At 63.7% G+C, this 22,170-nt stretch carries 21 protein-coding genes and 2 tRNA genes (1 of these 23 running past the window's edge); 17 read left to right on the plus strand and 6 right to left on the minus strand.

Translation table 11 applies throughout. From position 1 onward, the window contains the following. From gatB to U0023_RS19010, 5 genes are all read left to right on the plus strand, one after another. Nucleotides 1–1,019 carry the 3' portion of an Asp-tRNA(Asn)/Glu-tRNA(Gln) amidotransferase subunit GatB gene (gene gatB / locus U0023_RS18990; protein ID WP_009492622.1) on the plus strand. 457 nt of this gene lie to the left of the window's left edge, so 1,019 of the gene's 1,476 nt are visible here — the last part of the coding sequence; its start codon lies beyond the left edge, outside the window; it ends in the stop codon at nucleotides 1,017–1,019. 61 nt (nucleotides 1,020–1,080) lie between these two features. Then, nucleotides 1,081–1,719 (plus strand): SGNH/GDSL hydrolase family protein, encoded by a 639-nt coding sequence (locus tag U0023_RS18995; RefSeq protein WP_009492624.1) that lies wholly within the window; start codon nucleotides 1,081–1,083, stop codon nucleotides 1,717–1,719. Next, nucleotides 1,716–2,897: an acyltransferase family protein gene (locus U0023_RS19000; protein WP_009492626.1), complete on the plus strand. Its 1,182-nt coding sequence runs from the start codon at nucleotides 1,716–1,718 to the stop codon at nucleotides 2,895–2,897. Before U0023_RS18995 ends, U0023_RS19000 begins: the two co-directional genes overlap by 4 nt. A 58-nt stretch (nucleotides 2,898–2,955) precedes the next feature. After that, complete coding sequence (locus U0023_RS19005) at nucleotides 2,956–3,465, plus strand: GNAT family N-acetyltransferase (protein ID WP_052600667.1); 510 nt, start codon at nucleotides 2,956–2,958, stop codon at nucleotides 3,463–3,465. Nucleotides 3,466–3,593: 128 nt separating this feature from the next. After that, the gene (locus U0023_RS19010) at nucleotides 3,594–3,779 is read left to right on the plus strand and encodes a hypothetical protein (protein WP_009492630.1); all 186 of its coding nucleotides are present in this window, start codon (nucleotides 3,594–3,596) and stop codon (nucleotides 3,777–3,779) included. Nucleotides 3,780–3,860: 81 nt separating this feature from the next. On the opposite strand, the gene U0023_RS19015 is transcribed toward U0023_RS19010, so the two are convergent. The 5 genes from U0023_RS19015 to U0023_RS19035 form a co-directional block, all read right to left on the minus strand. Further along, nucleotides 3,861–5,267, minus strand: a complete 1,407-nt coding sequence (locus U0023_RS19015; RefSeq protein ID WP_009492632.1) for an adenylate/guanylate cyclase domain-containing protein — start codon at nucleotides 5,265–5,267, stop codon at nucleotides 3,861–3,863. Between the two features lie 203 nt (nucleotides 5,268–5,470). Next, the gene (gene sseA, locus U0023_RS19020) at nucleotides 5,471–6,325 is read right to left on the minus strand and encodes a 3-mercaptopyruvate sulfurtransferase (protein WP_009492634.1); all 855 of its coding nucleotides are present in this window, start codon (nucleotides 6,323–6,325) and stop codon (nucleotides 5,471–5,473) included. Between the two features lie 17 nt (nucleotides 6,326–6,342). Next, a complete protein-coding gene (locus tag U0023_RS19025; RefSeq protein WP_009492636.1) occupies nucleotides 6,343–7,065 on the minus strand; it encodes an alanyl-tRNA editing protein in 723 nt (240 codons plus the stop codon). Nucleotides 7,066–7,168: 103 nt separating this feature from the next. Next, nucleotides 7,169–8,647, minus strand: coding sequence for a cryptochrome/photolyase family protein (locus U0023_RS19030; RefSeq protein WP_009492638.1), 1,479 nt, complete (start codon nucleotides 8,645–8,647; stop codon nucleotides 7,169–7,171). An 89-nt stretch (nucleotides 8,648–8,736) separates the two neighbouring features. Further along, nucleotides 8,737–8,811, minus strand: a tRNA-Asn gene (locus tag U0023_RS19035). Between the two features lie 213 nt (nucleotides 8,812–9,024). On the opposite strand from U0023_RS19035, the gene U0023_RS19040 reads away from it, so the two are divergent. The 6 genes from U0023_RS19040 (at nucleotide 9,025) to U0023_RS19065 (ending at nucleotide 15,296) form a co-directional block, all read left to right on the plus strand. Continuing rightward, a tRNA-Cys gene (locus U0023_RS19040) sits at nucleotides 9,025–9,098 on the plus strand. A gap of 22 nt (nucleotides 9,099–9,120) precedes the next feature. Further along, nucleotides 9,121–9,783: a protein-L-isoaspartate O-methyltransferase family protein gene (locus U0023_RS19045; protein ID WP_009492640.1), complete on the plus strand. Its 663-nt coding sequence runs from the start codon at nucleotides 9,121–9,123 to the stop codon at nucleotides 9,781–9,783. Nucleotides 9,784–9,987: 204 nt separating this feature from the next. Continuing rightward, nucleotides 9,988–11,397, plus strand: coding sequence for a TolC family outer membrane protein (locus tag U0023_RS19050; RefSeq protein ID WP_040639425.1), 1,410 nt, complete (start codon nucleotides 9,988–9,990; stop codon nucleotides 11,395–11,397). Between the two features lie 504 nt (nucleotides 11,398–11,901). Further along, nucleotides 11,902–12,108 (plus strand): DUF2497 domain-containing protein, encoded by a 207-nt coding sequence (locus U0023_RS35575; protein ID WP_245273130.1) that lies wholly within the window; start codon nucleotides 11,902–11,904, stop codon nucleotides 12,106–12,108. Nucleotides 12,109–12,346: 238 nt separating this feature from the next. After that, entirely contained in the window at nucleotides 12,347–15,055 is a 2,709-nt protein-coding gene (locus U0023_RS19060; protein WP_009492646.1) for a valine--tRNA ligase, read from the plus strand. A 67-nt stretch (nucleotides 15,056–15,122) separates the two neighbouring features. Beyond that, nucleotides 15,123–15,296 (plus strand): hypothetical protein, encoded by a 174-nt coding sequence (locus tag U0023_RS19065; RefSeq protein WP_322883758.1) that lies wholly within the window; start codon nucleotides 15,123–15,125, stop codon nucleotides 15,294–15,296. Nucleotides 15,297–15,443: 147 nt separating this feature from the next. Here the strand turns inward: U0023_RS19065 and U0023_RS19070 are convergent, their stop codons facing one another. After that, the gene (locus U0023_RS19070; protein WP_009492647.1) at nucleotides 15,444–16,790 is read right to left on the minus strand and encodes an Nramp family divalent metal transporter; all 1,347 of its coding nucleotides are present in this window, start codon (nucleotides 16,788–16,790) and stop codon (nucleotides 15,444–15,446) included. A 537-nt stretch (nucleotides 16,791–17,327) separates the two neighbouring features. Between U0023_RS19070 and U0023_RS19075 the strand changes: the two genes are divergently transcribed. The 6 genes from U0023_RS19075 (at nucleotide 17,328) to U0023_RS19100 (ending at nucleotide 22,134) form a co-directional block, all read left to right on the plus strand. Beyond that, on the plus strand, nucleotides 17,328–19,304 hold the full coding sequence (locus tag U0023_RS19075; RefSeq protein ID WP_009492649.1) for an acetyl-CoA carboxylase biotin carboxylase subunit: 1,977 nt from the start codon (nucleotides 17,328–17,330) through the stop codon (nucleotides 19,302–19,304). Nucleotides 19,305–19,356: 52 nt separating this feature from the next. Continuing rightward, entirely contained in the window at nucleotides 19,357–19,794 is a 438-nt protein-coding gene (locus U0023_RS19080; RefSeq protein ID WP_040639427.1) for a DUF1489 family protein, read from the plus strand. Nucleotides 19,795–19,821: 27 nt separating this feature from the next. Continuing rightward, complete coding sequence (locus tag U0023_RS19085; RefSeq protein WP_009492653.1) at nucleotides 19,822–20,082, plus strand: hypothetical protein; 261 nt, start codon at nucleotides 19,822–19,824, stop codon at nucleotides 20,080–20,082. A gap of 99 nt (nucleotides 20,083–20,181) precedes the next feature. Beyond that, nucleotides 20,182–20,538, plus strand: a complete 357-nt coding sequence (locus tag U0023_RS19090) for a hypothetical protein (RefSeq protein ID WP_009492655.1) — start codon at nucleotides 20,182–20,184, stop codon at nucleotides 20,536–20,538. A 93-nt stretch (nucleotides 20,539–20,631) separates the two neighbouring features. Next, a complete protein-coding gene (locus U0023_RS19095) occupies nucleotides 20,632–21,339 on the plus strand; it encodes a glutathione S-transferase N-terminal domain-containing protein (RefSeq protein WP_009492657.1) in 708 nt (235 codons plus the stop codon). 84 nt (nucleotides 21,340–21,423) lie between these two features. Then, nucleotides 21,424–22,134, plus strand: coding sequence for a DnaJ domain-containing protein (locus U0023_RS19100; protein ID WP_009492659.1), 711 nt, complete (start codon nucleotides 21,424–21,426; stop codon nucleotides 22,132–22,134). Nucleotides 22,135–22,170: the final 36 nt, after the last annotated feature.

Consider the following 22,170-nt stretch of genomic DNA (forward strand, 5'->3'; position numbering starts at 1 on the left):
CCACCATGAGCTTCGTGGACCTCAACCGCTCGGGCGTCGCCCTCATGGAGATCGTCTCGAAGCCGGATCTGCGCTCGGCGGACGAGGCTCGGGCCTATGTCACCAAGCTGCGCACGATCCTGCGCTATCTCGGAACCTGCGACGGCGACATGGACAAGGGCAACCTGCGTGCCGACGTGAACGTCTCGGTGCGTCGTCCCGGGGAGGAATTCGGCACCCGCTGCGAGATCAAGAACGTCAATTCCATCCGCTTCATCGGTCAGGCCATCGAAGTCGAGGCGCGCCGCCAGATCGCCATCCTGGAAGACGGCGGCAAGATCGACCAGGAGACCCGCCTGTACGACCCGGGTAAAGGCGAGACGCGCTCCATGCGCTCCAAGGAAGAAGCGCACGATTACCGCTATTTCCCCGACCCGGACCTGCTGCCGCTCGAGTTCGACCAGGCCTATGTGGACGATCTCGCCCAGCATCTGCCGGAGCTGCCGGATGAGAAGAAGGCCCGGTTCATGGCCGATTACGGCCTGCCGTCCTACGATGCCGGCGTGCTCGTGGCCGAGCGCGCTTCCGCCGACTTCTACGAGGAGGTGGCCAGGGGGCGCGACGGCAAAGCCGCGGCGAACTGGGTGATCAACGAGCTGTTCGGCCGCCTCAACAAGGAAGGCAAGGACATCACGGAATCGCCCGTCTCGGCTGCGCAGCTCGGCGCCATCATCGAGCTGATCGGCGAGAACGTCATTTCTGGCAAGATCGCCAAGGATCTGTTCGAGATCGTCTTTACCGAAGGCGGCGACCCGCGCGAGATCGTGGAAAAGCGCGGCATGAAGCAGGTGACCGACATGGGCGCCATCGAGAAGGCGGTGGACGAGATCATCGCGGCCAACCCGGACAAGGTGGAGCAGGCCAAGGCGAAGCCGACGCTTCTCGGCTGGTTCGTCGGCCAGACCATGAAGGCCACGGGCGGCAAGGCCAACCCGCAGGCCCTCAACGAGATCCTCAAGGCCAAGCTCGGGATCGAGTAGGCTTTCCGAGGCTGATCCCGGCGGAGCCCATCCGCCGGGGCTCTTGCAAGGCGCTTCCCCCGTGACCTCGCAGCCCAATCCCTTCGCCTCGCACTGGCTGATCCGCGACATCGTGATCAGCTCGCACAAGGCTGCCGTCGGGCCGGGCGGGCTTCTGTTCATCGGGGATTCCATCGTCGAAGGGTTCTATTGGAACCGGATCGGCAGCCTTCCTGTGATCAATGCAGGCTATTCCGGCATCTGGACCGAGGCCCTGGAGCCGCGAGTGCCGCTTCTCCTGCAATCGGCCCAGCCCCGCATCGCCGTGCTTCTCGTCGGCGCCAACGACGCCAAGAAGGACTGCGCTGTGAGCGACCTCGACGATGCGGCAGCTCATTTCGAGCGGATCATCGGTCATTTCGGCGATGCCGAGGTTCCCGTCGTCGTCCTGACGCCGCCGCCGATCGAGCAGGAGAAGCGACTGACGGGCTTCTATTCTCCTGACGCCATGGCTTCCTTATGCGGGCGTATTCTGCGAATAGCGGAGGGGCGCGCGGCCGGAAGCGTCGATCTTCAGAACGCCTTCGCCGGTGAGAATGGCATGGCCAGGGAAGGGATGACGACCGACGGTATCCATCTGTCGGCGCAATCCTACCGCCTGCTGCACCACATGCTTGAGCACGAGGTCGCCAAGCTGGTGCCTGAAAGGGACGATCGATGACGGAGCCGAAACTCCACGCCGAGGGCGCCGTTCAGCTGCGGCGTGGAGGGCATTGGCCGTTCCTGGACCTGCTGCGCTTCGGGGCGGCGCTCCTGGTGCTGTTCGGCCATACCCGCGGGCTCCTCTTCACAAGCTTCCAGGACATTGCCCATCCGGGTCTTGGCACAAAGGTCTTCTACTTCCTCACAGGTATTCATCGAGAAGGCGTGGCGATCTTCTTTGCGGTGAGCGGCTTCCTGGTCGGCGGCGCGGTCTGGCGCGCGATCCGCGGGCAGCGGTTCGACCCGAAAGCTTATCTTGCAAGCCGTTTCGCCCGCATCTATCTGGTGCTCGTTCCGGCGCTCGCCCTGGCGCTGCTACTCGATTGGGCCGGGCGCTCGTTCCTCGGCGACACGCGCTTCTTCGGCGAGCGTCCGCTGATGCCCATGGGCTTCACGTCCGATTGGACTTGGCCGCAGATGGCCTGCAACGTCGCTGCCGTACAGGGGATCTTCTGCAAGCCGCTGGGGGTAAATCCACCCCTCTGGTCCCTGGGCTACGAGTGGGTGTTCTATCTCATCGCCCCAATCCTGTTCGGCCTCGCCCTCGTCCGTTTTCCGCGCCCTGCGAGGGTCGGGGGCATCGCCCTGGTGCTTGCGGGGATCGGCGCTCTTGCCGGTCCCTTGTCCCATTGGCTGCCGTGGCTCGTGATCTGGCTTGCCGGTGCGCTGGCGGCCCAGATCGTCCGCGCACGGGAGCTGCCGTTGTGGTCAGGGCTGTTGGGGCTCGCCGTCGTTGCGGCCGGATTCGTTCTGTCCCGCACGCAGAGCGTCCCGGTCTATGCCACCGATCTTATGGTCGGTCTCGGTACGGCGCTCGCGATTGCAAACGGGCGGCTCCTCGGTTGGTGTCCGCTCAGGAAACCGGTTCGGATCGGGGCCGATTTCTCCTATTCGCTCTACCTCATCCACGTGCCCGTCACGGTTCTGCTCGGAGGCATCATCGAGCATTTCGGCTGGCACTCGACACTGGTCGTGCCCAGTGCGCCGGTTTATGCGGCTTTCGCCGGTCTCGTGATCTCGGCGCTTGTGGCTGCCTTCCTTTTCGCGCAGGTCACCGAGCGCCATACCGATCGGGTCCGCCGCTTCTTCCTAGAGCGGTCCTCGCTCAAAGCCTCCGCGCCTCCGACGCCGGTCTAATTCTATCGAGCCCTTTATGACTTACGCCTCGCCAATCTCCGAATTGAACGCAACCACAATGCCATTGCGACCTGTCGCCGATGGGGATGCGCAGGACCTCTTCGGGCTCCTGTCGCTCTGCTATGCGGAATATCCGGGCTGCTACGTCGATCCGCATGACGACCTGCCGGACCTGCTTGCACCGAGCGCCTCTTATGCAGCAACCGATGGGGCCTTCTGGGTTGTCGAGGACGGGCGCGGACGCGTCTGCGCCTGTGTCGCCGTCGATTTCCCGGAAGCGGGAGCGGCCGAACTGCATCGGCTCTATGTGCGGCCCGACCAGCGCGGGCGTGGATTGGGCGCGATGCTCGTGCGGCAGGCCGAGAGCCATGCCCGTTCGAAAGGCGCGAGCCGCATCGTCCTGTGGTCGGATACGCGGTTCACGACCGCGCACAGGCTTTACGCCCGATGGGGCTACACGCAGTTCGACGGGCAGCGCGAGCTCGCGGATATTTCGAAGTCGGCGGAGTATCGGTTCGAGAAGGAACTTCAGCTCGCCTGTCTGGCCAATTCGATGAAGATCGCTTAATGTGTTCGAGCGGCTGATCCCCCAGCCGCCTTTCATCAACCGCAGCCGAAGGAGGCGTCACATGGCTTTTTACTTTGCCCCGTGCACCGACGCCGCAATCCTTCCATTCATCAACGCTGCAGGTTTCGATGAAGCAGATTACCCTTTCCCTCGTCTGGCTGACCGTCCGTATTGATCTCATACCGACCGTCCGCGAGCGCAGTCACACTCCCACAAAAAGCCCCGCCCGGTCCGAGCTGCAATCCTCCTTGCGCGCAAGGCTCAGTCCTCATTTGCTCAAGGACATCGGCGAAGACGTGAGCGGGCGTGATTGACGATGAACGTAAAAGGTTCGGAAGGATGCGGAGCCTCCGTATCCTTCCCTTGCCGGCCCTACGGACCCGGAATGCGATCGCCTATGGTATCTCGTAGACAAGGAACTCGTCGTTGATCCCACGAAGCGCGGTCTTCTGCAGGGTCGGCTGTAGTCCTTGCAGCCGGATGATCTGCGAGGCTTGCGGATTCTCGACAACGGCATCCGTCGCGAAGATCGCGCGAGAATCCGCGAGGCCCTGGACGCGAGACGCGATATTGACAGTCTGGCCGAAGTAATCCTGCCTGTCGTTCAGGGTCACGGCGAGGCATGGTCCCTCGTGGATACCGATCTTGAGCAACAGGTCTTCGCTTCCGCGCGTCTCGTTGAGGCTGCGCATGGCGTCACGCATCCGCAGCGCCGCCGAAATCGCGTGGTCGGGCGTCGGGAACGTCGCCATCACCGCGTCGCCGATGGTTTTGACCACCGCTCCGGCTTCCGCCGCGACGATCTCGTTGAGCACCCGGAAATGCTCCCGCACGAGATCGTAAGCCACGAGATCGCCGACCCGCTCGTAGAGCTCGGTCGAGCCCTTCAGGTCGGTGAACAGGAAGGTCAGGCTGGTGATCTTCAGGCGCTGGTCGATGTCGAGCGTATCGGTGCGATAGAGATCGCGGAAGGTCTGGTTCGTGAGCAGACGTTTCGCCGTGAGGAACGGACGCCGCCGTTCGAGCATGTGGTGCAGTGCGTCGCCGGCCACCCAGACCGCGGGAAGGACGCGCCGATTGGTGCGGTTTTCAAGCGAGATCCGCAAGGGCCCCGGCTGCATGACCATGGTGTCGTTTTGCGGGTGGCTTTCGTTGAGGACGAGCGTGAGGCTCTGCCGCTCGCGCGTAGGCTCTCCTTTCACGTCGATGAATTGGGCGGCATGGGTAACCGGATCGAAAACGATCACAAACTCGGCCGGAAGCTGGAGGGACAGGATCGCCCTTTCCCCCGGGGGCAGTTCGACCGCGTCGAGCACGATCTCGTCGAGCCTCTGTTCGTAATCGTCCGGCAGGTCGATACCCGAACTCCAGAAGACCTGACGGACATATTCGTGCATCGGAAGGGTATCCGGCTCATGGGCCGCGATCTTGCGGACACGCGAGCTCACCGTGAACGTGACCTCGACCATTTCGTCGAGAGTCGGCTCGTATCCGGCGGCGCAAAGAGCGCAGCTGTATTCGCTCTGGTTCACGGATTTGAGGCTCATGCCGGATTCGAGCACGCCGCCACATCCGGGGCAGAGCACATTCCACGACATCTCGAACAGCCCGAGGCGGGCGGCATGAAGAAATGCGCCGATGACCTGGTCCTCGTCGAGCCCATTCCGGGCAGCGAAGGCGAGAGCGTTGATACGGTTCAACTCATGATCCGGCGCATCCCGGATCAGGGTTTCTATGGCATCGACGGTCTTGGGTTCGGCAGATTGACGCAGGACTGCGAGGAATTTCTGATCTTCGGTCATGATGCGACCTTTTTCGAGGTGCGGACACGACCGTTGAAGGATCGTCAACGCTGCGGACCGCACGGATCATGATGGTACGCTTCGGCTACAAATCCTTATCGTACAATAGGATAGCGCTGTAATCCGGCAATGTGAGGGCAGGGCGGCCCGCAAGCTTGGCCGCCCTTCCTCGATCGGGAGAAAACGGGGGAGGCGGGACGTAATCAGCCCCTCTTGGCTTCTCCCGTCGCGACAGGCAGATCCTCCCGTGCACCCCATTCGGACCACGAGCCATCATAGATGGAGTCCGCAGGGTGGCCCAAGGTCTCGAAGGCGACCGACAGGATGGCGGCCGAGACACCGGATCCGCAGCTTGCGATGATGGGACGTGCGAGGTCGAGACCGGCCCGGTGCATCGCTTTCTCGATGCTCGCCTTGTCCCTCAAACGCCCGTTCTCGACGATATCGCTCCAGGGCAGATTGGTGCTCCCCGGAATGTGGCCGGCCTTGAGCCCAGGCCGAGGCTCGGGCGCGTCTCCTCTGAAGCGGTCGGCCGCGCGGGCGTCGACAACCTGTGCCGATCCAGACGCGATCGCATTCCGGACCCGTTCGACATCGGCCACGGCCGAAGCGTCGAAGGACGGGGTGAAGCGCTTGGCCTTGCGGGACTTCTCCGGACCTGTCTCGACCGGGCGTCCTTCGGCCTTCCAGGCTGGGAAGCCCCCTTCGAGGATCGAAACGTTGCCGGCTCCGAAGACCTGAAACATCCAGCGGACACGCGGAGCCGAGAAGAGGCCGATTCCATCATAAACGACGATGGTCATATCCCGGCTTATGCCCATGGCGCCTACGGCTGCCGCGAAATCGTCGGGCGAGGGAAGCATGTGCGGCAGGAGGGAGGATGGATCCTTCACCGTTTCGATGTCGAAGCGCACTGCCCCGGGAATATGGCCGGCGAGATATTCCGCTTCGGGATCGCGGTTCTGGGCCGGAAGGTACCAGGAGCCGTCCACGACCACGAGGTTGGGATCGTCGAGGTGCTCCTGCAGCCAGGCGGTGGAAACGAAAGGCTGGGACATGCGGCAACTCCTTGATGTCAGTCGACCAGGGACATGCGAACGCGGCGGTTCTGCTTGCCCTTCTTCTCGATGTCGGTGATGGCGACCGTGCCGATCTCGCCTGTGCGCCGCACGTGGGTGCCGCCGCAGGGCTGAAGGTCGATACCCTCGATTTCGACGAGGCGAACGCGGCCCGAGCCCCGCGGCGGCTTCACCGACATGGTCTTCACGAGACCGGGATTGGCGTCGAGTTCCTCGTCGGTGATCCATCGGTCGGTGACCGGCGCGTCGCGCTGGACCAGGGCATTGAGCCTCTCCGTGATTTCAGCCTTGTCGAGGCCGGCATCGGGAATGTCGAAGTCGAGCCGTCCGTCGCCTTCTCCGATGGACCCGCCTGTGACCGGGTAGGGCAGGACGACGCTCAGAAGATGAAGCGCCGTGTGGACGCGCATGCGCTTCAGGCGACGGGGCCAATCGAGCTGCAACTCGACCGTCTCTCCCTCCTGGAACTGCGCCGCCGCCTCCGTCCCGACGAGATGAACGACCTGGGACCGATCCGCTCCGTACACCGTGTTCGTGATGGCGAATCTGTCGCCATTCGCCTTCACGAGGGTTCCCACATCTCCCGGCTGCCCGCCTCCTTGGGCATAGAAGACCGTGCGATCCAGGATTACCCCGCCTTCCGGAGTCGTCGCGACAACGCGCGCTTCGCAGGAGGTGGCATAGGCATCGTCTCGGAAGAGGAGCGTGGTGGCTGTCATGATCGTCTCGAGCTGCGACGAGGCGGCCGTGCCTCGTTCGAAAGGTGAGGGGCGATGCTGAAGGCATAGGACTCGGCGGGTCAAGCCGCTCCGTGCCCGAGCGTCAGGAATGTTCTTCGCTTTCCAGGCCGCGAAGGCTTCGAAAGGTCTGCAAGGCTCTTTCCCGCGCCAGGCCGTGGACGACGATGGGCTCGGGATAAGTCTCTCCCAGGCTGATTCCCGCTTCCTGAAGAACCGCCGGAGGCGCGTCCCAGGGATGATGAAGGAAGGTTGAGGGCAGCCCTGCAAGCTCCGGAACGAATGTCCGGACGTAGTCACCGTCGGGATCGAACTTTTCGCCCTGCGTGACGGGATTGAAGATCCGATGGAACGGCGCCGAATCCGGTCCGGAACCCGCTACCCATTGCCAGCTGAAGGCATTGTTGGCCGGATCCGCGTCCACCAGCGTATCCCAGAACCAGGCCTCTCCCTTTCGCCAGTCAGTCAGGAGATGCTTGACCAGGAACGATGCGGTGATCATTCGGACCCGGTTGTGCATCCACCCTGTCTGCCAGAGCTGGCGCATTCCCGCATCGACGATGGGATAGCCGGTACGGCCCCGCCGCCAGGCCTTGAGCGTTTTCGGGTCGTCGATCCAGGGAAAGGCATCGAAACGACTGCTGTGAGACCGGACCGGCAGGTGAGGGTGAAAGTGCAGGAGCTGATGGCTGAAATCGCGCCATACGATCTCGCTGAGATATTTCTCGGCATCGCGGGCCAAGCTGGGATGTTCCGCAACCTGAGCCGTCACGGCATGCCAGATCTGCCGGGGGCTGATTTCTCCGAAGCGAAGATGCGGCGACAGTCGTGATGTGCCGATCAGGGATGGGCGGTCTCGATTCTCCGCATATCCCCTGAGGCCCTTGCTCAAAAAATGACGGAAACTCTTTCGCGCTGCCTCTTCACCGGGCCGCCACGCCGTTCGAAGGCCGCCGGCCCAGTCGGGGGATGAAGGTTCGAGGCCCAGCTCCTCGAGAGGAATCGTGGAGGCGAGGAGCGAGGAAGGCCAGATTCCGCCGGGGATTCGCTTCGGAGGCGCAAGTGCGGCCTTGAGGCCACGGGTCATGACGGTCCGAAGATAGGGGGTAAACACTTGAAACGGCCTGCCGGCCTGATTGACGATGTCCCATGGCTCATGAAGGAGGCGGCCATTGAAGCTGTGCGCCTTGATCCCGCTATCCGTCAGGCGCTTCTTCACCGCCGTGTCGAGAGCGATTTCCGCCGCGCCATAGCGCCGGTTCCAGAAAATCGCAGAGGCGCCGGTCTCCCGGGCGACTCGTTCGACTACGGAGGGAGCAGGCCCTTCGAAAAGAGCCAGGCTCGCGCCGGCCTGCTCCAGAGATTCGCCCAGAGCCCTAAGCGAGCCGTGAAGCCACCAGCGGGCGGCACCGCCGAGCGGCCGCAAATCATCGGAGCCGCCGATCACCGCGAAGCATAGAACCTGCGATCCCGTCGCGGCTGCGGCCGCAAGGGCGGGGTTGTCGGCGAGACGATGGTCGTCGCGGAACCAGACCAGGACGGGCGAGGGGGAATCGGTGCTCATGGCGCCGGATCATAGTCACGCTTCGAACCCTGCATAAGCCATAGGGAGGAAGCTAGCACCAGTAACGGGAGGGAGATTGCTGGGAAGGTTGGCTCCGGCGGTAGGATTCGAACCTACGACCAACGGATTAACAGTCCGCTGCGCTACCGCTGCGCCACGCCGGAATAAGCCTTAACCTTCGAAGAAGCTGTATCGTGAAGCTTCTTGAGCGCCGCGGCGTTCCCGGAGGAGATGTCCGTCGGCGAGGTGGGAGGCATATAGCACGGGTTTTGACGGTTGCAAGTGCATTGTTGTCGTGGCGGATCGAAAAGGGGCTGTTGCTCTTTGGGGGGATGATTGCTATGGAGCGGCCGTCGCGTTCGTGACACGCCCCGGATGGCCTCGTGGCGGAGTGGTTACGCAGAGGACTGCAAATCCTTGCACCCCGGTTCGATTCCGGGCGAGGCCTCCAACAATTTCTGAAGGCACTTTCCATGGTCGATTTCACCCAAGCGCGCCGCATGATGGTTGATGGCCAGCTGCGCACTTTCGATGTGAACGACATGTCTCTCCTGGATGCCATGGACAGCGTTCCGAGGGAGCTTTTCGTGCTCCCGGGCCGCGAGAGCCTTGCCTATATCGATCAGGATATCCTCGTCAGCGATGGCGGCGAGAGCCGCTACATGCTCTCTCCGATGATCCTGGGTCGCATGATCCAGGCGCTCGCCATCGATGCGGGCGACAAGGTCCTCGACGTTGCCGGCGGGCGCGGGTATTCCGCGGCCGTCCTTCGCGAGCTCGGCGCCCAGGTGACGGCTCTCGAAACGGACGAAGACCTCGCGGCTGCCGCCCGCCAATGCTTGAAGGCATCCGGTGCCGGCGACGTCGCCGTCGTGACCGGCCCGCTCGACCAGGGGCATGCTGCTGCCGGGCCCTATGACGCCATTCTCGTGAATGGAGCGGTCGAGGTTCGTCCGGAAGGGCTTCTCCGGCAATTGGCCGAAGGCGGACGCCTCGTTTGCGTGAAGGGGCGGGGGCGTGCCGCACGCGCGACCGTTTACGTCCGTTCCGGCGACGCCATCGGCGAGCGCAGCCTGTTCGAAGCCGCAGCCCCTCTCCTGGGCTCCTTTGTCCAGACGCCGGGCTTCACGTTCTAATTTCCTCCAAAGCCTAACAAATCCATAATTTTTCCCCAGCCCGGAGTGTCGCTTTTTTGCGCCACTCCCAAGCTAAAATCGAGTTGGCCCCAACGCGTTGTTGCCGACTCTGTTCCCTTGGGTATTGTTGCGCTTTGAGTCGCAGTGGTTTCTGAAAGTGGCGTCTCTCACGATTGTCCCGTGTTGGTCGCTAGGCAGGTGCGCGTGAAGAAAAAGCATTCCAAGCAGACGTATTCCTTGCTCTTTGGGGCGATGACCTCGGTGTTCGTGCTGATGGCCCCCGGCGGGGTGTCGGCCGAAACCTTGGAAAGCGCTTTGTCCCGCGCTTATGGCAACAATCCTGACCTGAACGCCCAGCGTGCGAACGTCCGTGCAACGGACGAGACGGTGGCGCAGGCCAAGTCAGGCTACCGGCCCGTTATCAACGGAACGGCCGATGTCGGTCGGACCTGGGTGTCGGCCGAGACGCCTTCGTCGCGCTTCTCCCCGAACACGACGAACCAGAATGCACTGAACCCGCGTGGGTTCGGCGTCGAGCTCAATCAGACGATTTTCGACGGGTTCCGGACCCAGAACCGCGTCCGCGCGGCGGAATCCTCGGTTCTCGGGTCGCGCGAGAGCCTGAATACCACCGAGCAGAGCGTTCTGCTCGATGCCGCGACCGCCTATATGAACGTCCTGCGGGATACCGCGATCCTCGACCTGCAGCGCAACAACGTCGAGGTGATCGACGAGCAGTTGCGCCAGACCCGGGACCGCTTCAACGTCGGTGAAGTCACCCGGACGGACGTGGCACAGGCGGAAGCCCGCCTTGCTGCGGCCCGGTCTCAGGCGAGCTTGGCTGAAGCGACCCTCCGTAACAGCATTGCGACCTATCGGCAGGTCGTCGGTGTCGAGCCTGCCCAGCTGGCTCCCGGTCGCCCGCTGGACCGCCTGACGCCGCGCAACGTGGATGCGGCCCTGAAGGTGGCCCTCAACGAGCATCCGGCCATCAAGGCGCGCCAGCACGCCGTCGATGTGGCCGAGCTGCAGGTGAAGATCGAGGAGGGCGCTCTCGCTCCGCAGCTCGGTGTCGCCGGTGCCGTCGATCAACGCTACGACCGCCAGCAATCGGGCGACGCCGCGCTGTCAGCGTCCGTGGTCGCGCGTCTGACGGTGCCGATCTACGAGGGCGGGCAGGCTTATGCCGCGACCCGGCAGGCCAAGGAAGTGGCTGGCCAGCGCCGTCTGGAAGCCGATTCCGTACGCGATCAGGTCCGCGCCGCCGTGAGCTCATCCTGGGGGCAGCTGGAAGCGGCCCGGGCCCAGATCGTCGCCGCGCAGGCGCAGATCGATGCTGCCGAGACGGCGCTGAGCGGCGTGCGCGAAGAAGCTCGCGTCGGCCAGCGAACCACGCTCGATGTGTTGAACGCGCAGCAGGAACTGCTGAATGCCCGCGTGAACCTCATCACGGCCCAGCGCGACCGGGTGGTAGCGTCCTACAGCCTCGTCAACGCGATGGGCCGTCTCAATTCACGAGCCCTCGGCCTCCGGGTCAATCACTACAGCCCGAAGATCCATTACGATCAGGTTAAGGATCTTTGGATCGGGACGAGCACGCCCGACGGTCGTTGATAAGATTTGGGGCCGGAACCTAAAAGTTCCGGCCCCGCTTGTTTTCTTTAGATTTGCGTAAAATACTTCCTCTACATTCATTTGAATGTGATTCTTACTTATTCCGATTTGGAAGTGACTATGGGTTCTGCGGGCCTGAAGGTTAACGAGCCGTCGATGGACGAGATTCTGGCTTCCATCCGGCGCATCATCTCCGATGACGAAGCTGAGAGCCCTTTGGAGCCTGATGGGCCGCGCTCCTCTCCCCTGAGCAACGTTCTCGACATCGCGGAGCTTCACGTGGCCCCGTTGATTTCGGCGGGGCCCAACGAGCCCGTGCTGGGGCCCTGGAGCCGGGGAGACGCCCTGGGAGACGATGCTCCTTCGAGCGAGGATTTCAGAAGAGAGCCAGACGCTCTTTCGGCGCGGGTCGAGCCAGTTCCAGCTCCGGTCGCCGCGCGTGACATCCAGGCCAAGAGCGCTGCTCCAACGGCTGCGATCCAGTCGGGGGCGGCGGAGGCCCTCATGTCGCCTGTCGCCAGCTCCACGGTTTCAGGCGCCTTCGATCGCCTCGGCGCTGCGTTGAAGCCAAGCCAGCCCCCGACCGTCGAGGATCTTATGAAGGAGATGCTGCGTCCCATGCTGAAGGCGTGGCTCGACGACAACCTTCCGTCCCTGGTCGAGCGGCTCGTTCGGGACGAGATCGAGCGTGTGACCCGCTGCCGGGGATAGGTCTCTTCGGCGATCGGAAGAGGCAAAGTCCCGCCAAGCTTTCGGAGTCCGATAGCCTCTCCAGGTGAGATTGGCGGAGCAAGGGCCTCGATCGACCGGAGCCGCACATCACCGGTGGGACACCACATCTCGGGCCTGTAACGCTCGGATTGGCGCCCGTCTGTTGACTTCGACCGATCCGTCCGGTTTGTAGCCGTCTTGCTTGCGCGTTTCTCGCGCCCAAAGGCCGGTACTCATCATGATGGACAAGACGTTCGATCCCTCCGCTGTCGAAGCTCGCATTTCCACCCGCTGGGAAGAGGCCGGGGCCTTCAAGGCCGGCCGTGCGGATCGCAAGGACGCGGTACCCTACACGATCGTCATTCCGCCGCCGAACGTGACCGGCTCGCTCCATATGGGTCACGCCCTCAACAACACGATCCAGGACATCCTCTGCCGCTTCGAGCGCATGCGGGGCAAGGACGTGCTCTGGCAGCCGGGCATGGACCATGCGGGCATCGCCACGCAGATGGTCGTGGAGCGTCGCCTGGCTGAGCGCCAGATCCAGCGCCGCGACCTCGGCCGCGAGGAATTCGTGAAGCGGGTCTGGGAGTGGAAGGAGGAGTCCGGCGGCACCATCGTGCGTCAGCTCAAGCGCCTCGGTGCCTCCTGCGACTGGTCGCGTGAGCGCTTCACCATGGACGAGGGCCTGTCCCAAGCGGTGCTTAAGGTCTTCGTGGACCTTTTCAACCAAGGCCTGATGTACAAGGACAAGCGCCTCGTGAACTGGGACCCCAAGTTCCAGACCGCGATTTCAGACCTCGAGGTGATCCAGGTCGAGGTGAAAGGCAATCTCTGGCACATCCGCTATGCCATCGAGGGCATGCCGGACCGGTCCATCACGGTCGCCACCACCCGGCCCGAGACGATGCTCGGCGACGTGGCCGTGGCCGTGCATCCCGAGGACGAGCGCTATAAGGATCTGGTCGGCAAGTTCGCCATACTGCCCCTCACGGGCCGGCGCATCCCCATCGTGGCGGACGAGTATTCGGACCCGGAGAAGGGCACCGGCGCTGTGAAGATCACGCCTGCCCATGACTTCAACGATTTCGAAGTCGGCAAGCGCCACAAGCTGCCGCTGATCAACATCTTCGGCACCGAGGCCGAGCTCCGGCTTGCCGGCAACGAGGCCTTCCTCGACGGTTTGGCCGAGACCGACGATCTCAAGGAGGTGCTGGCGCTCGAAGGCATGGACCGTTTCGACGCGCGCAAGCGCATCGTCGCAATGCTGGAAGAGCGGGAGATCCTCGTCCAGATCGAGCCGCACGGCCACACCGTGCCTCATGGCGACCGCTCCAACGTGGTGATCGAGCCCTACCTCACGGATCAATGGTATCTGAACGTGAAGCCCCTCGCGGACCGGGCGCTCGACGTGGTGCGCAAGGGCCAGACCAAGTTCGTGCCCGAGAACTGGGAGAAGACCTACTTTCAGTGGCTTGAGAACATCGAGCCGTGGTGCGTCTCGCGCCAGCTCTGGTGGGGTCACCAGATTCCGGCCTGGTACGACGACCAGGGTAACGTCTATGTCGCCCTGAGCGAGGACGAGGCCAAGGAGCAGGCGCGGGCGAAGAACGGCCGCGACGTGCCGCTCACGCGCGACGAGGACGTGCTCGACACTTGGTTCTCCTCGGCCCTGTGGCCGTTCTCGACCCTCGGCTGGCCCGACGATACGCCGGAATTGAAGCGCTACTATCCGACGAACACCCTCGTCACAGGCTTCGACATCATCTTCTTCTGGGTTGCCCGGATGATGATGATGGGCCTGCACTTCATGGACGAAGTGCCCTTCGACACGGTCTACATCCACGCCCTCGTCCGCGACGAGAAGGGCGCAAAGATGTCGAAGTCGAAGGGCAATGTCATCGATCCGCTCAATGTGGTGGAGCAGTACGGCGCGGATGCGCTGCGCATGACGCTCACCTCGATGGCTGCCCAGGGGCGCGACATCAAGCTGTCGGTCCAGCGCGTCGAGAACTACCGCAACTTCGCGACCAAGATCTGGAACGCGGCTCGCTTCGCCGAGATGAACGAGTGCAGGCGCGTCGCCGGGTTCGATCCGAAATCGGTCAAGGAGACGCTCAACAAGTGGGCGATCAGCGAATGCGCCAAGGCGATCAACGAGGTCGCGGCCGGCATCCAGGGCTACAAGTTCAACGAGGCGGCAGGCGCAGCCTACCGTTTCGTGTGGAACGTGTTCTGCGACTGGACGCTCGAACTCTCCAAGCCCGTCCTGCAGGGTGCGGATTCACCCGCCAAGGACGAGACCCGCGCGACCATCGCGTTCATTCTGGATGAGATCTGCAAGCTTCTTCACCCGATCATGCCGTTCCTCACGGAGGAACTGTGGGAGGTGAAAGGGCAGGAGGGGCCGAAGCGCGACACGATCCTGGCGCTCGCGCCCTGGTCGAACCTCGATCACCTGATCGACCCGCAGGCCGAAGCCGAGATCGGCTGGGTGGTGGACCTCGTCACCGAGATCCGCTCCGCCCGTTCCGAGACGAACGTGCCGGCCGGCGCGCAGATCCCGCTCGCGCTCGTCGCTTCGTCCGAGGACGTGAAGGCTCGTGCTGCACGCTGGGGCGATATCGTGAAGCGCCTTGCACGCATATCCGACATTTCCTTCGTCGACACGGCACCCAAGAGCTCGATCCAGCTTCTGATCCGCGGCGAAGTGGCGGCCCTGCCGCTGGAAGGCGTGATCGATCTCGATGCCGAACGCGCCCGCCTCGCCAAGGAGATCCAGAAGCTCGATGCGGATGTGACGAAGATCGACGCGAAGCTCGGAAACGCGGATTTCATCAAGCGCGCGCCCGAGGAAGTCGTCGAGGAGCAACGCGAGCGCCGCGACGAAGCGCTGGCGCGCAAGGCGAAGATGGAAGAGGCGCTCGGGCGTCTGAAGGACGCGTAAGGCGGTCCAAGTCCCCGCACTCCGCCCATGCCTGCCGGCCCGGGCTTGTCCCGGAGCCGACAGACGATTGAAGCGCGGCGCCTCGCAGATCGGGATGGCCGGCACGACGCCAGCCATGGCGCAGCGCTTGATCGTGGAACCCCTTCCCGCACTGCGTGCGCCGGGGATGACACCACGGCATGGCCAGGACCTCCCCCACCACGTCATCACCGGCCTCGTGCCGGTGATACCGATGGATTGAAGCGCCGCGCCCCACCGTAGCGGGATGGCCGGGTCAAGCGCGGCCATGACGTGGGAGTGGGTCGTCGCGGCGCAAACCGTACGCGAAGGGGCTCTCACTCACACATTCTGAAGCGGGGACTGCCTCCCGCTTCGCCGCTCGCGAATCTTATCCCAGCACGAAATCCACCAGCAGCTTCAGGTTCAGCGCCACGATGACAGCCGCGATGGTGCCTGCGATCACCGTGAGCCAGCGGGGCGTGACGAGTTCGCCCATCTTGGCTTTCGAGGCGGTCATGGTCACGAGGGGAATGACCGCGAAGGGGAGCTGAAGGCTCAGGACCACCTGGCTCAGGATCAGGAGCTTCGCGGTGCCGCCCTCGCCGTAGGCGATGGTGACGGCGGCGGCGGGAACGATGGCGATTCCCCGGGTGATCAGGCGGCGCAGCCAGGGCTGCATCTTGAAGTTGATGAAGCCCTCCATGACGATCTGGCCCGCCATGGTCGCCGTCACGGTGGAGTTCAGGCCGCAGCAGAGAAGCGAAAGGCCGAAGAGCATCGGCGCGATGGCGCTGCCGAGGATCGGCTGGAGCAGGGTATGGGCCTCGCCGAGTTCGGCGATCTCGGTCCTGCCGGTGTGATGGAAGGCGGCCGCTGCGAGGATGAGCAGGGACGCGTTGATCGTGAGCGCGAACATCAGTGCGATGGTCGAGTCGAGGGTTGCGAAGCGCAGCGCCTCGCGCCGTTCCGGCAGCGTGTCGCCGTAGGCGCGGGTCTGCACGATGCCCGAATGCAGATAAAGGTTATGCGGCATCACCGTCGCGCCCAGGATGCCGAGGGCGAGATAGAGCATGTCGGGATTGGTGACGATCTCCGTCGTCGGGGCGAAGCCTGTGATCACACCGGCCCAATCCGGGTCGGCCATGGCGATCTGAATGCCGAAGCACACCGCGATGACGCCGAGCAGGGTGATGATGAAGGCCTCGACCCAGCGGAAGCCGAGATTCTGCAGATAGAGAATCAGGAACACGTCGAGCGCCGTGATGACGACGCCGATTTCGAGGGGAACGTCGAAGAGCAGGTTGAGTCCGATGGCCGTCCCGATCACTTCCGCTAGGTCCGTGGCGCAGATTGCGAGTTCCGCCAGAAACCAGAGACCCCAGGAAACCGGCTTCGGATAGGCGTCCCGGCAAGCCTGGGCGAGGTCGCGGCCCGTTGCGACCGCCAGCCGGGCGCAGAGGGATTGCAGGATGATCGCCATGATGTTGGAAATGAGCGCCACCGAGAGCAGTGCATAGCCGTATTTCGACCCGCCAGCGATGGATGTCGCCCAATTGCCGGGGTCCATGTAGCCCACCGCCACCAGGTAGCCCGGCCCTAAAAACGCGGCTGCACGCCGCCAGACTGACCCCGGACGGACCGCAATCGAACGATTCACCTCCGGCAACGAGGCGAGTTCCGAAGAGTGCCGCCATGCGGCCTTTCGCACGAGGGAGACGGGGGCGTGCTGGTCCATGGGGTCTTTCTGCAGTTGCAAACGATTTGCAATAAGAGGCTAGCTTGGATCGGAGGCCCCGGCAAGAGGAGAGTCGCACAAAGTTGCAAATGAGGGGCGCATACCTCTGAAGGGCAGGAGGCCGACAGCGCCATGGCCCGTCCTCAATAAAGCTCTTTGGGAATTTCCCTTCCCATGCTGAGACGGCGAACGTTGCCTAACGTGAGGGCTGTTCGAGCAGTGGCGCGGGTACACCTTTCCTTGAGGCAGAGGTGGGTCCGAAGGAGCGGGTGAGGGGTTATGGGTCCATCCGGACAGCGCTCTTTCCCTTGCTTGGCTGACCTCTCGGTCTCTCCATCCGGGCAGCTTGGGCCGCCGCAGCCTCGGTGCTGGCTGGTCGAGGATGGGCGACCGTCCCCATCCATCACATGAGGCGGTATTCTGCCCGGGCTCTATTTGCAGCCTCTCGACGCCTCGCCATGTTCGGGCGTGACAAGTCCCTTGAGGTTTGCTCTAGGTTTCCCAAAACCGGGACGGAAAATCTGGTAAGGGATGGAAATGCTCGAGAGTGTCCTGATCGCCAACCGCGGCGAGATCGCGTGCCGCATCATCCGCACCGCCAAGCGGCTCGGCATGCGCACCATCGCGGTCTATTCGGAGGCCGATGCGAATTCGCTCTTCGTGCAGATGGCCGACGAGGCCCATCTCATCGGCCCACCGCCCGCCCGCGAGAGCTATCTCCGGATCGACCGGATCATCGACGTCGCCAAGCGCACGAGGGCCGCCTCCATCCATCCCGGCTACGGGTTCCTGTCCGAGCGGGCCGAGTTCGCCGAGGCTTGCGCGGAAAACGGTATCGTCTTCGTGGGACCGCCGGCTTCCGCCATCAAGGCCATGGGCCTGAAGGATGCGGCTAAGGCGCTCGTGCAGCAGGCGGGCGTCCCGGTCGTTCCCGGCTACCACGGCTCCAAGCAGGATCCGGACTTCCTGCGCCAGAAGGCGTATGAGATCGGCTATCCGGTTCTCATCAAGGCGATCGCGGGCGGCGGCGGCAAGGGCATGCGGAGGGTCGACAAGGCGGCCGATTTCGACGCCGCCCTCGAGAGCGCGCAGCGCGAGGCGCAAAACGCCTTCGGCGATCCGCGCGTGCTGGTGGAGAAATACATCCTTTCCCCGCGTCACATCGAGATCCAGGTCTTCGCCGACGGTCATGGCAACGTGGTGCATCTGTTCGAGCGCGACTGCTCGCTCCAGCGCCGCCACCAGAAGGTGATCGAGGAGGCGCCGGCTCCCGGCATGACGCCCGAGATGCGCCGGACGATGGGACAGGCGGCCGTAGAGGCGGCCCGCGCGGTTGGCTATGTGGGCGCCGGCACCGTCGAATTCATCGCCGACGGACGCGAAGGACTGCGCGCCGACCGCTTCTATTTCATGGAAATGAACACCCGCCTCCAGGTGGAGCATCCGGTGACGGAGGCGATCACCGGGCTCGATCTCGTCGAGCTGCAATTCCGCGCTGCGTCCGGTGAGACGTTGCCCTTCACTCAAGAGGACCTGACGATCGACGGCCATGCCGTCGAGGCGCGCCTCTATGCGGAGGATCCGGAGAAGGAATTCTTGCCGTCGACGGGCAAGCTCTGGGCGCTCGAATTCCCGGAAGGCGAGGGTATCCGCATCGACACCGGCGTCGAGGCCGGCGCCGAGGTTACGCCCTATTACGACCCCATGATCGCGAAGGTCATCGCCCATGGCGCGACCCGCGACGAGGCCTTGGATACGCTCGCGGAGGCGCTCGGGCGCACGATCGTTGCCGGTCCGAAGACCAATGCGGCCTTCCTGAAGAAGCTGTGCGAGGCCGAAGGCTTCAGGGAAGGGCAGTTCGATACGGGCTTCATCGACCGCAATATCGAAAGCCTCGGCGTCGGGCCGCAGCCTGTGGACGAGGTTGCGGTGTCGTTCGGCGCCTCGGCATTGATCTCTCGCGAGATCGAGCGGCTTCGCATCGCGGAACTGCAAAAAAGCGACGAGCCATCATCGCCTTGGTCCATGCCGGATGGTTTCCAACTTCTGGGTCTGCGTAGTGTCGGTGTTCCACTGCGCGTCGATGGTGAGCGGGTTGAGGCCCGCGAGGTGTTCAGCCGCGAGCATCCTGGCGCAAGCACGGTCGCCTTCGGCGCGAGCGATCCATGGGCCGACGCCCAGATCGACCAGGAGGTGGAAGCGCCGCATGGCGTCTACATCATCCGCAACGGGCGCCAGACCCTGGTCCAGCCTTACGATCCCTTCGACGTCGATCTCGAACACATGGACGAAGGCGGCAGCGTCAAGGCGCCGATGCACGGCAAGCTCATCGCCGTTTTCGTGCAGCCGGGCGACCGGGTCGAGAAGGGGCAGCGGCTCGCCATTGTCGAGGCGATGAAGATGGAGCATGTGCTGGTCGCGCCTTCCGATGCCGAGGTGGCGGAGATCGCCGCCGAACCGGGCGCGCAGGTGGCGGAAGGAGCACGCCTCATCGTGCTCAAGACGGAGGAATGACCTGCGGCGCATCGCCCGGTGACGGACCGGCGGGCGCATGGTTGAAACGGACATGGCACTTCATCTGATCAAACTCTGCGTCGGCTGCGATTCGATCACGGATCTCGAAGAATGGATCGAGGAGAACCGCGCGCTGCATCGGCGACTCGGGCGGGACTACGAGCAGACGCATACCACCCGCATGGTGCCCAAGCGCGTCGACGAGCTCCTGGATGGCGGCTCGCTGTTCTGGGTGATCAAGGGGCAGGTTGCGGCCCGCCAGAGGCTTCTCGCCGTCCGGCCGTTCACCGATGGGGACGGAATCGGCCGCTGCCATCTGGTGCTCGAGCCGCAGGTGATTGCCGTGGAGCCGCGTCCCTATCGGCCCTTCCAGGGCTGGCGCTACCTCGTCGCCAAGGAAGCGCCGCGTGACATCGACCTGAAAGCGGGCGATCTTGCCGTCATGCCGGAGGATATGCGTCGCGAACTGGCTGAACTGGGCCTGCTGTAACTTATGTGAATCACCGGAGACCCTTCCATGAGATTCCTCGCTGCCACCGCCGCTCTTCTGATCTGTGCCGCGAGCCCGGCGCTTGCGAAAGAGTGCCGCATGCCCGACCTGCCGCCCGGCGTTCAGGTCCAGGTGCCGTCGGAATGCCGGGATCGATTGCTGGATCGCCGCGCGCAGGCCGAAAGGCAGGATTCCCTGAAGGCCAGCCCGGGCTTCATCGATCTTGGAAATGGCACGCAGGTACGGATCGGTGGTCGGGTCCGGGCGGAAGGGATGGTGCGGCGCTAGCCTTTTTCGCTGGGGATCGTCCTGGTGAATGGGGATCTTCTTGGAACCGCGCTGGCTCGTACAGCATTGGCTCAGCAGTTCAGTTGAGTGGAGGTTCCGATGCTGATGTGTGCATCCGAAGGCCGGCACTGGCGTTACGAAGTCTGCGAGCACGATGACGGCTATCTGGTCCAGATGCGTGACCTGACCACCGGGGAGCTCGACGAGGAATTCTCCACCATCTTCCGCACCCTTCCCGTGGCCTTCGCCTATGCGGAGATGTCGGCCGCCTACGAACGCTATGCAGCCTCGGAACTCGACCATGCCGAAGACGAGCAGATCGAAATCGAGGTGGAGACGACGGAACGCCACTTCATCGATCTGAGCGACAGGCTCCACGACTCGGGCATCAACGGCATTGTCGTCCAGGCCTGGGAGCGGGAGAGCCAGCGCAGCCGGAACGCGCTCCTGCACTGACGTCAGATCAGGGTAGCATCTGGCCTCGCTTGAAAGCGAGGCCGCTCCCTCTAGCATCGCTCCATCGCGACTCACGCCGATGATGGAGTTCCCATGGCCGATCTCTCAGCCTTCCCGATCGCCTCTCGCTGGCCCGCCCAGCATCCCGACAGAATCCAGCTCTATTCCACGCCGACGCCCAACGGGGTCAAGGTCTCGATCATGCTCGAGGAGACCGGTCTGCCGTACGAGCCGCACTTCATCAATATCGGCCAGAACGAGACCTGGACGCCGGAATTCCTGTCCCTGAACCCGAACGGCAAGATCCCGTCGATCATCGATCCCGTTGGGCCGGGCGGAAAGCCTCTGCCTCTGTTCGAATCCGGGGCGATCCTGCTGTACCTCGCCGAAAAGACCGGAAAGTTCCTGCCTTCCGATCCGGCCCGGCGCTATGAGACCATCCAGTGGGTGTTCTTCCAGATGGCGTCGGTGGGGCCGATGTTCGGCCAGCTCGGCTTCTTCCACAAATTCGCCGGGCGCGAAATCGAGGATAAGCGTCCCCTGGAGCGGTATCGCAACGAATCCAAGCGCCTGCTGGGCGTCCTTGAGACGAGGCTCGAAGGCCGCTACTGGATCATGGGCGACGACTACACCATCGCGGACATTTCCCTGCTCGGCTGGGTGCGCAACCTCGTCGGGTTCTACGGCGCCGGCGAACTGGTGGAGTTCGACAGCCTGAAGCGCGTTCCGGCCTGGCTGGAGCGGGGCCTCGCCCGGCCGGCCGTGCAGCGCGGCCTAGAGATCCCGAAGCGGCCGGAATAGCAATCTGCTTCAGCCGTCATTCTTCAAGCCGGCAATTTACATCCGCCCCATCCCGGCCCACATGTTGGGGTGGGGACGAAAACGATGATGCTGCTTCTCGGAATACTGGCGGTCGCTCTTCTATGGTGGGTGGGCAAGAACTACACGCGGGCTGACCCGAAGGTTTTGGCCAAGGGCCTCAAAACCGTGGCCGGTGTCGCGGCGCTCGGCGCGGCCGTGCTCCTGGGCGTCAAGGGTCGCATCGACATGGCGCTCCTGCTCGGCGGCTTCGGCGCCTGGGCCCTGGGGTGGAACGCCCTCAATCTTCCCGGCCCCTGGCGCAAATTCCAGCAGTCGGCGGGCCGGTTCTCCCGCATTCGGTCGGCGATGATCGAGATGGAGATCGATCATGCGACCGGAGCTGTCGAAGGCACCATCCTCGTGGGAGCCTTCGCCGGTCGGCGCCTCTCGAGCCTCGACCCGCAGAGCCTGAGCCGTCTCTACGACGAGTGCAGCGCCCATGATCCGCAGGGTGTCCCGCTCCTAGAGGCTTATCTTGATCGCCGGTTTGCCGGCTGGCGTGAAAACGCTCAGGGAGATCGTGACACGCGGACGCGCACTCACGCGCATTCGGGCGTAATGACGAAAGAGGAGGCCTATCAGATCCTGGGCCTTCAGCCGGGTGCGAGCCTCGACGAGATCCGAAAAGCGCATCGGACGCTCATGAAGAAACTCCATCCCGACCAGGGAGGGACGGCGTACCTCGCGGCTCGCGTGAACGAGGCGAGAGAAGTCTTGCTGGGCCGACATCGCTGATACTCCACGCGCGATCCGGTTGTCTTCGAGCGGTGA

The sequence above is a fragment of the Microvirga lotononidis genome (assembly GCF_034627025.1).
Lineage (GTDB): Bacteria > Pseudomonadota > Alphaproteobacteria > Rhizobiales > Beijerinckiaceae > Microvirga > Microvirga lotononidis.